This window comes from Williamsia muralis NBRC 105860 (assembly GCF_001598915.1).
GTDB lineage: Bacteria > Actinomycetota > Actinomycetes > Mycobacteriales > Mycobacteriaceae > Williamsia > Williamsia muralis.
On record NZ_BDAP01000002.1, the window covers coordinates 640,826 to 656,506 of the forward strand.

Consider the following 15,681-nt stretch of genomic DNA (forward strand, 5'->3'; position numbering starts at 1 on the left):
TCGGGTCGTGAGATGTCTAGGTTTGCGCCAGCTGATCGCGCAGTTTGAACTTCTGCACCTTGCCCACGGCGTTGCGGGGCAGGGCATCGACCACCAGGATCTCCGTCGGCTTCTTGTACGACGCGATCAGCGACTTGCAGTGCTCGGAGATCTCTTCCAGGGTGGGCGGGTCTGCGGGGTCCGAGGGAACGATGACTGCCACAGGGGTCTCGACCCATCGGGGGTGAGGTTTGGCCACCACGGCGACCTCGGAGACCTTGCTGTGCGAGTCGATGGCGTCCTCGACCTCGGCGCAGTAGATGTTCTCCCCGCCGGAGTTGACCATGTCCTTGGTCCGGTCGACCACCTTGATGTAACCCTCGTCATCCATCACGCACAGATCGCCGGAATGAAACCAGCCGCCACGCATGGCATCTGCGGTGGCATCGGGGTTACGCCAGTATTCCTTCATGACGGTGGGGCCGCGGTAGACGATCTCACCGACCTGGCCGACCGGCACGTCGTTCATGTCGGGGTCCACCAGACGTACTTCGACATTCATCAGGGGCTTACCCACCGAGCCGTTCTTCCGGAGTGCATCCTCTCCGCGCAGAATACAAGTGGCAGAACTCATCTCGGTCTGGCCGAAGACGTTGAAGACCGGCACGTCGCCGAACGCGTCGGACATGGCCTTCAACACCGACGGAGGAGCGGCCGAGGCACCCCAGGCGATGCGTTCGAGCGAGTAATCGAGCTTTCTGGCCAGTGCGGCCTCGCAGATGGCTTTCCACTGTGTGGGGACGAAGTACCCGGCGACCACCCCTCGCTCCGACATGGTCTCGAGCGCCTTGACGGGGTCGAAGTTCAGGACGTCGATGAGAATCGATGTGCCACCGACGAAGACGTAGGCGAGCATCCCCGACAATCCGCCGATGTGGAACAGCGGCAAGCCGGACAACCCGACTTCGCCGTCACCGCTCACCCCTTGCTCGAGGCAGACGTTGATGGTGTTCATCAGCAGGTTCATGTGGGTGAGTACCGCGCCCTTGGGCTTCCCTGTTGTTCCCGAGGTGTACATGATGAAAGCGGGCTCGTTCTCGTCGACGTCGATGTCGAGCGAGCCGTCATCGGTCTCCAGGAGGGTGTCGTAATCGATTGCCTGCTCGACATCCTCGTGGTCACCGCCGCTGACGACAAGGGTGCGTGATCCCGTTGCCTGCGCGGCCCTGGGCGCCAGCAGATGGTCGGCGAACAACACCGTGGCGCCCGAATCGTCGAGAACATAGACGATCTCGGCCACCGACAGCCTGAAATTGACCGGCACGACGATCGCACCGAGTTTCAGTACGGCGAAATAGGTCTCGATCAGCTCGAGCCGGTTGAGCATCAGCACGGCGACCCGGTCGCCACGTTCGACTCCGAGGGTCTGCAATCCCCGGGCCAGCCGGTTGGTGCGGGCATCGAGTTCGCGGTAGCTCAGAGAGTGGCCGTTGTACTCGAAGGCTACGCGGTCGGGAACCTTCCTTGCGTTGCGAGCGAGCTGATCTCCGTGGGACATACGCCGTCCGGGGGCCGCCGCCACCGTCGTGGTCTCGAAAGTGCTCATGCTGCTCCTCGACGTCAAGCTGGTGAACAAGCGTTCAGCGGCACCGTAGCCGATGTCGCGATGAGCGCGCAGCGGTTTGCCGGACTGGCGCTGACGCGCTGCTTCGACGGCCTTTTCGCATGTGATGGTTGCTAGTGTTGCTATCGCCGGGTTGTTGCCGCCGTCAACTGGGTGCTGACTGAACGTTCACCGGCGCCGTGTTGTCGTCGATGCCAGCCCGGGCGGTGTGCGAGAGAACGGTTGTGAAGGGAGCCTGATGACCGAGCGTCCGAGGGGAACCGACCCTCACTTCACCACCGACCCGCACTTCAGGACGGCTGCGGTCCGGCAGGGTGATGACCCCACGGCGCAAGCGATCCTCAGTGCTGCGGTGCAGATGATCGCTGCACGCGGCTACCACGGGACGTCGGTCCGGGACATCGCAGGATTTGCGGGCCTCAGCGCCGGCAGCATCTACAACCATTTCGGGTCGAAACACGATCTGCTGGTGACCATTCTGGTCCGTGGTGGCGAGGCTCTGGTGGAGAGCACCGAGAAAGCGCTGCTCGACGCACCGGCGAATCCGGCGGACCGGCTCGATGCGATCGTCCGCACCCATGTGGGAGTGCATGCCGAGAATCCACTCGAGAGCTACATCGGGAACTCCGAGCTACGCAGCCTCGACGCCGTGTCCCTCGAACGCGTCATCGCCAATCGTGATGCGCAGCAACGAATCTTCGACCGGGTGGTGGCGGACGGTGTGAAGCGCGGGGTCTTCCTCACCACCAACCCGACCGAGGCCTCCCGGTTCATCGTCACCGCCTGTACTGCGGTCGCGATGTGGTTCCGGCCTACGGGGCCGGCGAGCGAGGAGCAGGTCATCAAGCGGTACCAGGCGGTGGCCCGCGACGCGGTGGCCTACCGCCCCGACGCCGACAACTGAACGCCGCCTGGGGTCAGCTGTACTTGGCCGTCAGGTATCGAGAGAACGTCTCTCGCCCGAAAGGTGTTCCGGGAACCAAGTTCTCGCCGTTCCTGAACGCCGCGAAGGTCTTGCCCGGGAGCCGCACCGGAAAGTCGGGGCGGCGACGACCCGTCACGCGTTTCCACTCGGCCAACAACTCGCGCGCCGTCCGCTGCTCCGGCCCGCCGATGTCATCGACGCGTCCCATCGGATCGCCGGCCGCCAGGTCGACCAGCCGGCCTGCGACCTCATCGCTTGCGATGGGCTGAAAACTGATCGACGGACACAGCAGAACCGGCGAGAACCGCTGGGCCAGGAACATCTGCTCGACGAACGGATGGAACTGGGTGGCTCGCTGGATTGTCAGTGGGACCGGACCGGCGGCGGCGATCGCCTCGATCTCGAGTCGCTGACGGTAGAAGCCGAAGGGGATCTTGTCGATGCCGACGATCGACAGCAGGACGATGTGTTCGACGTGCGCCTCGGCCGCCGCACCCACGAGATTCCGCGCCACCTCGATGTCGCCGGCCCCGTTGGTGGTGGCCAGGTGGATGACGGTGTGGACCCCGTCCATGGCCTCGGCGATGCCGACGCCGGTCGTGAGATCTCCGGTGATCATGCCGTCGCCCGCGCGCCGGCTGAGCGCTCTCACGTCGTGCCCCGCTTGCCGCAGGCGGTTGGTGGTGGGGACACCGATCCGGCCGGTTGCTCCGGTGACCAGATAAGTCGTCATGCTCAAGTCCTTCGTCGTGGTGATCCTCTCGCAGTCAAAGACCGGTAGCCACCGGCGAATGTGACAAGCTCATGCGGGCAGAAGGGCCCCGAGCGTTCACCAGCAGAGGAACGGCCCGGCACGAAAGGGTGACGTCATATGGTGCAGGAAGTGGGACTGGCCGAGTTCGAGCAGGTCAGACCTCGTTTGTTCGGGATCGCCTACCGGATGATGGGTACGGCATCGGACGCCGACGATGTGGTGCAAGACACATGGTTGCGCTGGTCTCGAACCGATCGATCGGCCGTTCGCGATCCGGGGGCATTCCTGGCGACCACAGCGACCCGATTGGCCATCAATGCGCTGACGTCCGCGAGGGCGACCCGGGAGACCTACGTCGGACCGTGGTTGCCCGAACCCGTATCGACCACCGATGATCCTGCACTGGGCGCCGAACGAGCAGAGGCGCTCGAGCTGGCCGTGGTGCGGTTACTCGAACGTCTGGCTCCCAAGGAGCGCGCGGCGTACGTCCTGCGTGAAGCCTTCGACTACCCGTACCGCGACATCGCCGAGCTGCTGGACACCAGCGAGGCCAATGCCCGACAACTCGTGCGCCGGGCCCGCGACCACATCGCCGTCGAGAGGGCGGTACCGGCTGACCCGGACCAGCAGGCGCAGATCCTGGGCGCATTCCTCACCGCCGCGCAGTCGGGGGATCTGGCCGCGCTCGAGTCGGTGCTCACCGCGCAGGTGTCGGCGGTCAGCGACGGAGGCGGTGTGGTCAGTGCCGCGCGGGTACCCATCATCGGTCGCGCCAAGGTGGCGAGGTTCGTCCTCGGGACACTCGAGAAGTTCGCCGCCGGTGCCTATTCGACGTTGGTGGAGGTCAACGGGTCACCGGCTGTGCTCACCATTCGGGATGGCCGGCCCGACACCGTGTTGTCGTTCGACATCGGGGCCGACGGGATCAACACGCTGCTGTTCGTCAGGAACCCCGGCAAGCTGCACGCGGTCGCTGCGTTGTCGTCGTCGATATCCCCCGACGAGGCCGTCAGGTGGTGACCGTCTGGCGACGTCGGGAGAGCACCATGCGTGCCGCGCGCCATCCGAGCAGGAAGACACCGAGCACGATGGTTGCCACGATGATGAAGCTGAGGGCCACACCCTGATGGAACTGCTGGCGCAGGATCATGCCGATGACCACGGCGCCGACCCACACCAGGACTCCGTCCGGGAACACGCGCTCGGGGTGGAACGGGTAGTCGAAGCCGTGATCGGCGCGCATGTGCGCGTACAGGTAGGCGAGCGACCATCCGATCGCTGCGCCCAGGGCAAAGGGCCAGGTGGTGCTGAACAGTCCGTGAAGCGACAGGTCTTCGGCATGGTTCATCCGACCGATGAAAGCGAAGACCAGCACCGCGAAGAAGTCTGCTGAGGCGGTGAACAATCGGCGCATAGAGGCCACCGTAGCGTTTTGCCGAGCGGCTCAGCGAACCGAATCGGGGGAATCGGGCTTGTCGTCGGACGGATGGACGACAGGCGGGTCGGGGTCAGAAGTACCGAGGTTACGGTCCGTTGACGTGCTGTCCTGGAGCTGGGCGTCGACCTCTTTCTCCATCAGATCGACGTTCTCTTCGTCGCGATAGGTGCCCCGGAACATAACGAAGATCACCACCCAGCCGATCAGGGCGACCAGCAGATAGCTGACCATCCGGTAGACCAGCACCGCGGTCACCGACTCCGCGGCGCCCATGCCGGCGGAGGTCAACGCCGGAACGAGCACGCCGTCCACCACCCCGAGCCCACCCGGGAGAAGAGGGATGGCGGTCCCGACCGCCTTGCTCGCCGCGTAGGCGACCATCAGACCGGCGATGCTCGGCTGCCCGCCGACGGCGTAACAGGCGAATGCCAGACACGCGACGTCGGCGACCCAGTTGAACAACGACCAGCCGAAGGCGATCGACGTGTCCTTGGGTTTGAGTTGCACCGCGCGCAACTGCACCAGGATTTCGCGCCACCGGACCACCCCGTGGTCTGCGGCTTTGTCGCGCAGATGATTGATCCACCGCAGGATCGAGACACCGATTCCCTCGATCGACTCCGGATGCCGGGCGATGTACTGGGCCACGAGAGCAAACGCGATGAAACCGCTGATCGAGAAGATGATGGAGAACGGACTCGTCTTGGCGCCGGCAAGCAGGGCGCCGCCCAGCCCGAGAACCGCCAGGCCGACCCCCATGAGCAGTCCCGACATCACAACCTGCCAGGAGGCCACGACCGGCGTGGCTCCCCACTTGCGGGTCTGGCGGTACGTGAAGGCCGGCGCCATCACCTGGCCCCCGGGCATGGTCTGACTCAACGAGTTGGCGGCAAGGATCACTGAAAGCGATTGCCACTGCTTGATCTTGAGGCCTGCGGACCGCAGGAGTGCACGTTGGACCTGCGCGAAGCTGTCCATCGACAACATGGAGGCGAGGATGCAGAGCACCACCCATTCCCACTCGATGTCATCGATGTGGACCCAGGTTTCCTTCAGTTTCGGCCACACCAGGTAGGCCTCAACGGCCAGTACCACCAGGACGAGGGCGAGAACCACCCAACGCACCCACCAGAACCGGCGGCGGGCCCCGCGCGTCGCCGTCATGTCCAGCACCTTATCGGGCGGGTGTGCCACGGTTCGGAAATGGTCGGCCAGACGGTGTACTGGCGACGACTTCAGTTGCCCGCGTAGACGGTGTTTCGGGTCTAGTGTTGCCCGGGTGAGCGATGGAAAGACCCAGGACAGCGGTGTAGTCGATCGACTTCAGGTACATCCGGTCGTGAGGGCTGCCGCGGAATGGGCATGGCGCCTACTGGTCATCGGTGCCGCCGTCTACGCCTTGATGCGGGTGATCCAGTCTTTCGAAGAGGTCTTCGTCCCGATCGGGCTCGCGATCCTGGGTACCGCGCTGCTTGTTCCGGTGGTGGACTGGCTCAACCGGCGGGGGATACCGCGGTCGCTGGCGGTGGTGGGAACTCTCATCGTCGGGATCGGTGCCATCGCCGGGATTCTGACCTTTGTCGTGCAGCAGTTCATCGACGGTGTACCCCAACTGACCGACGAGGTCACCAAAACGATTGACGACAGCCGGGGTTGGCTCGTCGACGGACCACTGAACCTGAGCCAGGACCAGATCGACCACCTCGGCGACGACGCGATCAAGGTGCTGCAGGACAACGAGGACAAGGTCACCTCCGGCGCGCTGGCCACCGCCACCACGGTGAGCGAGATCGTCACCGGCGCACTGCTGATGCTGTTCCTGATCATCTTCTTCCTCTACGGCGGCGGTCAGATCTGGCGGTTCCTCACCCTCGCCATCCCGCAGGCATCACGGGAAAAGGTTTGGGAGGCAGGGCAACGCGGGTTCGGCTCACTGGTCGGTTATGTGCGGGCGACCGTGGTGGTGGCGGCGGTCGACGCGATCGGGATCGGCGTCGGTCTGGCTATCCTGCAGGTCCCCTTAGCATTACCGCTGGCCTCGTTGGTCTTCATCGGTGCGTTCATTCCCATCGTCGGCGCGCTGGTGACCGGCAGCCTGGCGGTGCTGGTCGCGCTGGTCACCCAGGGCTGGGTCGCCGCCGCGATCTCGCTAGCGATCGTCGTCGCGGTCATGCAGGTGGAAAGTCATGTGCTGCAACCATTCCTGCTCGGGCGGTCGGTTCGCCTTCACCCCGTCGCCGTGGTGCTCGGTATCGCGGCCGGCCTGGTGACGGCAGGGATCATCGGCGGGCTGCTCGCCGTGCCGATCATCGCCTTCCTCAACACGGCGGTACGGACGTTGCAGGAGCGGACGGCAGAGGCGCATGGTGTTGCTGCGGCGCGGGAGGCCGCCCTGCGAAAACACGGCGATGCCGAGCGTATGTATGAGGCCGAGCCCGATGGCCCACTGTGGGACCAGAAGGATGCTCCCGGTGTCCGCGGCGATGTGGTCGACGAGTCGCCGGTGCCCGGCACGTCCGGTGCTCGTGGTGAGCCCGAAACCGGTGGGACAGCGGGCAATACCGCCGATTCGAGCTGAGTTCGGTGATGACGTACCGTCCTGGGCGGCTCGGGTCCCTCACCCGGCGTGACGCCACCACCGACGACGCCGACCCGGTGGCGCCGATGTGGCGGGCAGCGCAGGTCTTTCGCCTCCTGAGCTACATCTACGCCTTGGGGTTCCAGCTCGCCGTGTTCGGGGACTACGAGCGCGTTGCCTGGAGCTGGTTCCTCTTCGCGATCCTGACCTTCTGGACCGGTGTGAGCACCATCCTCTATCTCAAGGGCACCGGCCGCCGATGGCTCTGGGTGGGGATCGAGTTGGTGGTGGTGTGTGCGCTGATCATCGCCACCAGGTTCATCGCCTCTGCCGACTGGGCGGCGTCGAACCAGTCGTTCCCGACCACGCTGTGGGCGACCAACGCGGTGGTGTCCGCGGCCATCCTCGGCGGCCCGTTGGTCGGTGCAGCTTTCGGGCTGGCGGTGCGAATCGCCAGCGCGGTGGCCAAGGGCGGCTACGACCTCAACGTCGGGCGGGACGCGACCGTGGTCGTCTTGCTGGCCGTGGGAGTGGGGGTGGGTCTGGCATCGGTGACCGCCCGCCGCAATCACGTCCGGATCGAACAGGCCATGCGCGTGGCAGCCGCCGCCGACGAGCGCGCCAGGCTGAGCCGACAGGTACACGACGGCGTACTCCAGGTGCTCGCGCTGATCAGTCGGCGCGGGGCCGAGATCGGCGGCGAGACAGCTCAATTGGCTGAGCTCGCCGGCCAGCAGGAGCGATCGCTGCGCCGCCTGATCGCCGACATCGAACCGGCCTTGGTTCCCGGGGAGCCTGCGGAGATCGATCTACGTATGCTGCTCCGGCCCCACGCGAGCGACCTGGTCACCATCAGCGAGCCGGGTGAGCCGGTACCGGTGGATCACCGACTTGCCGTGGAGTTGGAGGCCGCCGTGGTCAACGCCCTCGACAATGTTCGCCTGCACGCAGGCCCCGGTGTGCGCGCCTACGTGCTCATCGAAGATCTCGGTGAACAGGTGGTGGTGAGTATCCGCGACGACGGGCGAGGCATTGCCGAGGGCCGGCTGTCGCAGGCTGTCGCGGAGGGTCGGATGGGTGTGTCGGAGTCGATCGTGGCGCGGATCGAGGCGCTCGGGGGCACGGCCCGGCTCGACACCGCACCGGGGGAGGGAACCGAATGGGAACTCGAGGTGTCCAAACGGATGGCAGGCGGGAACGCGAGCCGGTCCGCAGACGATCAACGGAGGGGTTCTGCTCATGCCTGATGTGTTGCGGGTGATGGTGGTGGACGACCACCCGATGTGGCGAGACGGGGTGGCGCGTGACCTCTCCGACGCAGGATTCGAGGTGGTCGCCACCGCGGACAGCGTGGATTCGGCTGCCCGGCGCGGGGAGGCGGTTCGCCCGGATGTGGTGCTGATGGACATGCAGCTGCCCGACGGCAACGGCGCTCAGGCGACGGTGCGTCTCCTCGAGGCGTCACCCGCCACGCGGGTTCTGGTGCTGTCGGCGTCCGATGAACGCGACGACGTCCTCGAAGCGGTCAAGGCCGGAGCCAGTGGGTATCTGGTCAAGAGCGCGTCGAAAGAAGAACTGTTGTCGGCGGTGCGGGCGACAGCCGCCGGCCAGGCAGTCTTCACCCCTGGGCTGGCCGGCCTGGTCCTGGGCGAGTACCGGCGAATAGCACGAGACCCAGACCGCGGCGTTGACGCACCTGCTCTCACCGACCGTGAGACAGAGGTGCTCCGATACGTCGCGAAGGGTCTCAGCGCCAAGCAGATTGCGTCGAAACTGTCGCTCAGCCACCGCACGGTGGAAAACCATGTGCAGGCGACGCTACGCAAACTGCAGTTGGGCAACCGGGTCGAGCTCACGCGCTACGCCATCGAGAACGGTCTGGACACAGAACCCGGCTGACCTCAGTGTGTGTCCGAGTGTCACCGTTTGACGCGGTAACGCAGATGGGCCACTCCGGGTGCCTCCAGGACCCGCTCGAGTTCGAGCTGTGGGGTCCCGGCGTCGAAACCGTCGAACAGCCGCTCACCCGAACCCAGGATGACGGGGCTCACCTGTAGGTCGATCTCATCGACGAGGCCCGCCTGAATCGCCTGCCGGGCGCACGAGGCACCGCCCGCGATGCTGATGGGGCGTCCATCGGCGACTGCCACGGCCTGCGCGTACGCGGACTCGATGCCGTCGGTGACAAAGTGGAACGTTGTGCCCTCCAGAGCGATCGGCTCATGGGCATGGTGGGTGAGGACGAAGACCGGGCAGTGGTAGGGCGGCTCATCGCCCCACCATCCGGTCCAGTCCGAATCGCCCCAGTCGCCCCGAACCGGCCCGAACATGTTGCGTCCCATGATGGTGGCGCCCATCCCGTCCATCATCTCGGAAACGATCTGCTTGTTCACGGGATGGTCACTGGCGGGCCCGATGTGCCAGCCGTGCAGCAGCTGACCGCCGACACCCAACGGATGTTCTTCACTCTGATCCGGGCCGGCGACATAACCGTCCGCCGACATGGACATGGAGAGGTTGGTGCGCGGCATGAGTGGTCCTTCTTGGTTAAGGGGCTGACGTGAAGTCAGACTCGTATGGGCGACAGAACTCATCGGCAAGGTACCGCGACACCTTCCGGGCCGGTGCCTTCTCGGGCCGCCACTTCCGGCCGGGGTGGGTCGCCGGGCCGTGGTAAGTCCCTATGAGTAATGAGTAGAGTTACTCATCCGCCGCGGCGGGGCGTTCGCGACCATCGGTACATGACCGAACCGAATCAGGCCGTCATCAGCCGGCTCTCCGCTGACTTCAACTCGTTGTCGAGTCAATTCGCCCGGGTATCAAGCGAATTACTCGAGCTGGGCACCGTTCTGTCCCGTTCGTCGCAGGCCGAGCCCACTCACCGTCCAGCCGCAGAGGCCGCGGTACCTGAGGCCGTTGCCCCGGAGGCTGCTGCGCAGTCGCAACCCCAGCCCTCACCCAACCCGCAACCACCCCTTGGCGCCCAGGCGCCTCGACCACCCCAGTACCCCCGGCCGGGCATGCCGGCCGGCTCATACGTGCCCGGCCGGGCACAGCAGGTTCCGCCGCAGTATCCGTCTTGGATGATGCCGCAACCCCCGACAAACCTGGTGCAGCCGACCGCGCAGTTCCACAATCCCGGAGGAACTCGCCCGGCAACCCAAGGTCCAGTGCATCAGGGTCCCGCGCCCCAAGGTCCCGCAGCCCAGCATCCCGGAGGCCAGAACCTCGCGGCTGCGACGGCGGCGCACTATCGAAGCGCGCTACAGAGCCCGGCCGGTCCGCCGCCACCAGCGACACCGTCGCTCTGGCAACGCATGACCGCTGACCCGGGCGGGGGGCTGATCGGGAAGATCCTTGCCGTTGCCGGTGTCGCGGTCACGTTGATCGGTGTGGTGATGATGCTGGTGCTCGCCGCTCAGGCGGGAATCCTCCGCCCGGAGATCCGGGTGGGTGCCGGTGCCGGGCTCGCTGTCGCTCTGGTGGTCATCGCGATGAGGATGTCGACCCGGCCCGGCGGCCGTGTCGGTGCCATCGCGCTGTCGGCAACGGGTATCGCGGCGGCCTACCTCGACGTGGTGGCGGTGACACGTTTCTACGACTGGCTCCCGGACTACGGGGGACTGTTGCTGGCCGCCGCGGTCACATTCGGTGGGCTGCTGCTGGCCCGGCGCTGGGATTCGCAACATCTGGGACTGCTGGTGCTCATCCCGGTATTCATCCTTGCCCCCGTGCTCACCGATGGTGCATCACTTCTGCTCATCGGTTTCATGCTCGCCATGTCGATCGCTGCCTTCCCCATCCAGCTCGGCAAGGACTGGCCGTTGCTGCACGCGGTACGGGTTGTCGCCAGCACATCGGTTCTCACCCTTTGGATCTGCACGATCGCCTGGGATGGCGGAAGCCATCTGGCCCTCACCGCCGTGGCGATCGCTGTGAACGCGGTGTTCGGTGTGGCGTCGTCAGCAGTGTTGTTGCGCACCACTGCCCTTCCCCATCTGGGTGCTCTCCTGGGCTGCGTCACGGTGATTCCCGTGCTGCTGTCCCCGGTTGCCTTGAGCAGGCCCGTTTCTGCGGGTCTCATCGCCGGGGCGTCGTTGGCGCTGCTGGCCCTGGCGGCGCTCGACCGTTCGTTGCCGGCGGTGTCGCGGCACATCTACGCAAGCACGTCGGCTGCCGCCGCGGTCATCGCCGTCGTGGTCGCGTTCGAGGGCCCGGTGATTGCCCCCGTACTGCTGGCGATGTCGATGGTGCTTGCCGTCGGTGCACGCCGAGACCACGTGGCGCGCTTGATCGCTGTGGTGATCGGGTTGATCGGCGGTATGGCCTTTCTCGTGATCTGCTCGCCGGCCGATGTGGTGGAGGCGCCGACAATTGATGGGGGACAGGCCATCTCGGTGATCGTGGGCAGCGTGCTCCTGATCGCCGCCGTGTGGACCAACTTCTGGGCCTGGTACCGGTCGAGCAGTGCCCGCCCTTCTGCGGACAACGTTCAGGCCTTCGGCATCCTGTCGGCGCTCATCTCCCTGTATGCGCTCACTGCGCTGACCGTCACCGCAGGCGTCGCACTCGGCGGACCCGACGGCGGATTCCTCGGGGGCCACGTCGCCGCGACGATCTGCTGGATGGTGGTCGCGGCCACCTTGTTGATCGTCTCGATCTCGATTGCCCGGGGACACAAGAGTTTCGGTGGACTCAGCCGGAACATGGCCGTCGGCGCGGGGCTCGGCTTGACCGCCGCCGCCGTGGCGAAGCTGTTCCTGTTCGATCTGGCGACCCTGGACGGCATCTTCCGGGTGACCGTGTTCATCGTGGTCGGATTGATCCTGCTCGCAGTGGGCGCCGGCTATGCCCGGGCGCTGGGGCAGGGAGCCGCTGAACCCGGCCGACCCAACGGCGAACCCGCGCCCGCCCGGCACTGATCAGAAGCCGGGCGCAGCAACGCGCACAAAAGGGTGACCGTCACCGAATCGGTGGCGGTCACCCTTCGTATGGGCAGGTCAGTTGTCGGACTCGGACCCGGACGCGGGACCGGGGCCATCGGTGCGGCGGCGCAACAGGTCTCGCACGCTGATCTGGCCGTCGCCGGCTCCTCGGACGCGTCGGCGCCCGCTCGACGAGTCGTCCTCATCCGGTGCCGGTTCCGGTGCCGGTGGCGTCGGCCGTGGCGACGGAGGTGTCGGTGCCGGCCCGGGGTTCTGCGGACGTTGCGCCTGCTCGGGGTTGAGCGAGGCGATCAACGGCTGACCAGCCGGGGTTGCCGGGCCCAGGTCGGGCCGTCGGCGCAGTGGGCTGCCCGGGTCGCCGTCGGATCGGCCCGCGCGCTCTTGCCGGCCCGCGGGCACGCCGCGCGGACTCGACACCGGTGGACCACTGGGCCGCGGTTCGGTCGGGCGAGGGTCTTGCTGCGGTCCGATGCGGTCGGAACGGATCGGCTGCGGACGCGGTGGTCGGCCGGGTTGGCGATGCTGCTCAGAGCCGTTCTCGGACGGCCCGGGGGTGCCGTTCGCCGGAACGGGGTCACCCAGGCGGATCCCGCCGGCGCCGAGACTCCAACCGCCGGTGTCGGGACGGTTGCGGCGGGCGTTCTCACGATTGGGTGTGCGCGGCGCAACCGGGTCCGAATCAGGGGCGGGCCTGCTCGGTGCCCGGCGGACGACGCCGCTCACCGGAGGTTCGCTGGGTCGACCGGTCTGTTGGGGCTGCCCTGGCCGGACCGGGTCGGGCCTGCGGACCTGCCCGATGCGTCCGTTAGTGTCGGCCGGCCGGGAACCGGAATCCGGCGTGCTGTCGGTCCACGATGACGGCTTGCGAACGCCACCCATCGCGGGAACCGGTGTGGCGCGTGGCTGCGGTTCGGAATCCTGCTGTGGCACAGCCCGATCCGGCGTCGGACGAGAAATGGGGCCGGAAGGCCTCGGAGCCGGGGGCCGTCCGATCGGACCGGAGGGGCGCGCTACGGGGGCGCCAGCGGGAACCGGTCGACGACCGTCCGTCGCAGGTTGCATCCGCATCGCCGACGTGGGTGCCTCGGCGACCACGGTGCCGGCGCTGCGGGCCCCGCGGACGGCTCGCGCCGCACGACCCGGGTCGTTCTCGTCGTCGAGGATGGTCTCACCCAGACCGATCTTCTCCTGGATCACCTTCATCCACTGCGGAGCCCACCAGCAGTCGTCGCCGAGCAGCTTCATGATGGCCGGCACCAGCAGCATGCGGATGATGGTGGCGTCGAGGATCAGTGCGGCGATCATGCCGTACGCGATGTACTTCATCATCACGATCTCGGACAGCCCGAACGCGCCGGTGACCACCACCAGGATGGCCGCGGCCGCGGTGATGATCCGGCCGGTGTGCGCGGTGCCGCGGCGGATCGCGTCGGTGGTGCTCGCGCCCTTCTGCCGTTCCTCGACCATCCGGGAGAGCAGGAACACCTCGTAGTCGGTGGACAGGCCGTAAATGATGGCGATGATCAGGACCAGGACCGCAGACATCAGCGGGCCCGGCGTGAAGTTGGCGATCGACGACCCGTGACCGTCGATGAAGATCCAGGTCAAGATGCCCAGGGTCGACCCGAGTCCCAGCGCCGAGACGAGTGCCGCCTTGATGGGCAACACCACCGAGCCGAACGCCAGGAACATCAGCAGGCTCGTCACCAGGATCAGCAGCGCGACCATCAGGGGTAGGTCGTCGAGGAGCGCGTTGATCGAATCCTGCGTCAGGGCAGGGGTTCCCGCGACGTACATGTTGAGGCCCTGCGTGTCGATGTCACGCAATTCCTTGACCGCTTCACCTGCGGTGTTCTGGTCGATGAGACCGGCAGCCAACTCGACGACGTTGCCCTCGGCCTGCGCGCCGTCGAGGGTGAACTCCTTGGTGAAACCGGGGATCTTGTTGGCCTCGTCGGCGATGGTCTGCAGCTTGGCCGCGTCGTCGCTGCTCTCCGGGTTGTACTCGATGACGAGCTTGATCTCTTCAGTGCGCTCGGTCGGGAAGAACTTGTCGAAGTTCTGCTGCGCGATGCGGTTGTCGTTGTTCGGCGGCAGGTACTTCTCGGTGATGCCACCGAACTGGATGTTGGCGAACGGGATGACCAACGCGAGGAGCAAGAGAACGACCGGGATCGCGGTCTTGAGCGGGTGGCGCATCACCCAGCCGGCAAGGCGGCCCCAGAAACTGTCCTCGACCTCTTTTTTGGTCTTGGTACGTCGCAGGAACGAGAAGCCCCACATGTCGATGCGTGGACCGAGGATGGCCAGGATCGCCGCGAGCACGGTGATCGAGCAGATGGCCGCGAGACTGACCGACGCGATCGCGCCGTACGCCACCGATTTGAGGAAGCCCTGCGGGAACAGCAACAGGCACGCAAGCGCGGCGACGATGATGGTCGCCGAGAACACCACGGTCTGACCGGCCGTCATGACGGTCCGGCGCACCGCGTCCTTGGTGGTGTATCCCTCGGCCAGCTCCTCGCGGAACCGGCTGACGATGAACAATCCGTAGTCGATGGCGATGCCCAGCCCGATGAGTGTCACCACCGATTGGGCGAAGATGTTGAGTTCGGTGACGTGGGTGAGCAGCTTCATGATGCCCAGCGAGCCTGCGATGGTCAGGCCGCCGATCACCACGGGCAGACAGGCAGCGATGACACCGCCGAAGATGAAGAACAACATGACGGCGACCAGCGGCAGCGCGATGATCTCGGCGCGCTTGATGTCTTCGTCCATCCCCGCCGACATCGCGCCGGCCACGGGCTGCAGCCCGGCCATCTCGATGGTCGTGCCGGGTAGGTCGTACTTCTCGGGAAGATCGTCGAAGAAGGGCTCGATCTTCTTGTAGTTGTTCAAGATGGTGGTGTCGTCGTCACCCCGGACACCGATACTGACGAACCCGTGTTCGCGGGAGGCGTCGAAGAGCCGTGCCTGCACCTGCGCCTGGGTGGCCTTGTCGAAGTCGTTCGCGGCCGGTTTGAACGGGTCCACGATGCCGGGGTCGGTGCGGTCCACGACGTCACCGTGCTGTGCGATCAGGTCTTCGACGATTCGCTCGACCTTGGTGGCGAACGCCGGGTCGTCGACCTTGGTGCCTGCCGGCGGCGTCACCAGCATGATGACGTCCGACTTGTGGTCGCGGCCGAGGACCTCGTCACGCAGCTGCGAGCCCTCGACCGAGGGGGAGCCCGGGTCGAACCATCCGGACTGACTCAGATGCTTGTTGAGGTCGAGCCCGTAGAGGCCGAGCCCGGCCATCAGGGCAACCATGACCGCGATGACCACAAAGCGCAGCCGGTACACGAAGTTGCCTATGGCACCAAACACCGCAGGTTCCTTTCCGTACTCGCTAGTTCGTCACTCGCTGGTTGAGAGTGGTCGCGCGGGGGACGTCC

General features: G+C 66.1%; 12 protein-coding genes. 6 read left to right on the top strand and 6 right to left on the bottom strand.

The genetic code is table 11. The annotated features are described in order from the left end of the window. Window positions 1-16: 16 nt before the first annotated feature. On the bottom strand, window positions 17-1,585 hold the full coding sequence (locus WIMU1_RS09875) for a long-chain-fatty-acid--CoA ligase (RefSeq protein WP_062796806.1): 1,569 nt from the start codon (window positions 1,583-1,585) through the stop codon (window positions 17-19). Between the two features lie 256 nt (window positions 1,586-1,841). Between WIMU1_RS09875 and WIMU1_RS09880 the strand changes: the two genes are divergently transcribed. Further along, complete coding sequence (locus tag WIMU1_RS09880) at window positions 1,842-2,507, top strand: TetR/AcrR family transcriptional regulator (RefSeq protein ID WP_062796808.1); 666 nt, start codon at window positions 1,842-1,844, stop codon at window positions 2,505-2,507. 13 nt (window positions 2,508-2,520) lie between these two features. On the opposite strand, the gene WIMU1_RS09885 is transcribed toward WIMU1_RS09880, so the two are convergent. Beyond that, window positions 2,521-3,261: an SDR family oxidoreductase gene (locus WIMU1_RS09885; protein ID WP_062796810.1), complete on the bottom strand. Its 741-nt coding sequence runs from the start codon at window positions 3,259-3,261 to the stop codon at window positions 2,521-2,523. A 138-nt stretch (window positions 3,262-3,399) separates the two neighbouring features. On the opposite strand from WIMU1_RS09885, the gene WIMU1_RS09890 reads away from it, so the two are divergent. Continuing rightward, complete coding sequence (locus WIMU1_RS09890) at window positions 3,400-4,302, top strand: RNA polymerase sigma-70 factor (protein ID WP_062796813.1); 903 nt, start codon at window positions 3,400-3,402, stop codon at window positions 4,300-4,302. Here the strand turns inward: WIMU1_RS09890 and WIMU1_RS09895 are convergent. Together WIMU1_RS09895 and WIMU1_RS09900 are read right to left on the bottom strand one after the other, a co-directional pair. Then, a complete protein-coding gene (locus WIMU1_RS09895; protein WP_062796815.1) occupies window positions 4,292-4,696 on the bottom strand; it encodes a DUF3054 domain-containing protein in 405 nt (134 codons plus the stop codon). The genes WIMU1_RS09890 and WIMU1_RS09895 overlap by 11 nt on opposite strands. A 30-nt stretch (window positions 4,697-4,726) precedes the next feature. Further along, window positions 4,727-5,884, bottom strand: a complete 1,158-nt coding sequence (locus tag WIMU1_RS09900) for a lysylphosphatidylglycerol synthase transmembrane domain-containing protein (RefSeq protein WP_062797560.1) — start codon at window positions 5,882-5,884, stop codon at window positions 4,727-4,729. 115 nt (window positions 5,885-5,999) lie between these two features. Here WIMU1_RS09900 and WIMU1_RS09905 point away from each other — a divergent pair, with 115 nt between their 5' ends. Genes WIMU1_RS09905 through WIMU1_RS09915 form a run of 3 tightly spaced genes read left to right on the top strand, consistent with a single transcriptional unit; the run spans window position 6,000 to window position 9,197 of the window. Then, a complete protein-coding gene (locus tag WIMU1_RS09905; protein WP_245968902.1) occupies window positions 6,000-7,298 on the top strand; it encodes an AI-2E family transporter in 1,299 nt (432 codons plus the stop codon). A gap of 8 nt (window positions 7,299-7,306) precedes the next feature. Next, window positions 7,307-8,545, top strand: coding sequence for a MacS family sensor histidine kinase (gene macS / locus WIMU1_RS09910; protein ID WP_084248132.1), 1,239 nt, complete (start codon window positions 7,307-7,309; stop codon window positions 8,543-8,545). Next, window positions 8,538-9,197: a response regulator gene (locus tag WIMU1_RS09915; RefSeq protein ID WP_023955867.1), complete on the top strand. Its 660-nt coding sequence runs from the start codon at window positions 8,538-8,540 to the stop codon at window positions 9,195-9,197. The genes macS and WIMU1_RS09915 overlap by 8 nt, the downstream gene beginning before the upstream one ends. A 20-nt stretch (window positions 9,198-9,217) precedes the next feature. Here the strand turns inward: WIMU1_RS09915 and WIMU1_RS09920 are convergent, their stop codons facing one another. After that, window positions 9,218-9,829: a dihydrofolate reductase family protein gene (locus tag WIMU1_RS09920; RefSeq protein WP_062796817.1), complete on the bottom strand. Its 612-nt coding sequence runs from the start codon at window positions 9,827-9,829 to the stop codon at window positions 9,218-9,220. A gap of 210 nt (window positions 9,830-10,039) precedes the next feature. Between WIMU1_RS09920 and WIMU1_RS09925 the strand changes: the two genes are divergently transcribed. Beyond that, on the top strand, window positions 10,040-12,220 hold the full coding sequence (locus WIMU1_RS09925; protein ID WP_120802612.1) for a DUF2339 domain-containing protein: 2,181 nt from the start codon (window positions 10,040-10,042) through the stop codon (window positions 12,218-12,220). A 78-nt stretch (window positions 12,221-12,298) separates the two neighbouring features. Here WIMU1_RS09925 and WIMU1_RS09930 read toward each other — a convergent pair whose 3' ends face one another. Next, on the bottom strand, window positions 12,299-15,613 hold the full coding sequence (locus WIMU1_RS09930) for an MMPL family transporter (RefSeq protein WP_062796821.1): 3,315 nt from the start codon (window positions 15,611-15,613) through the stop codon (window positions 12,299-12,301). Window positions 15,614-15,681: the final 68 nt, after the last annotated feature.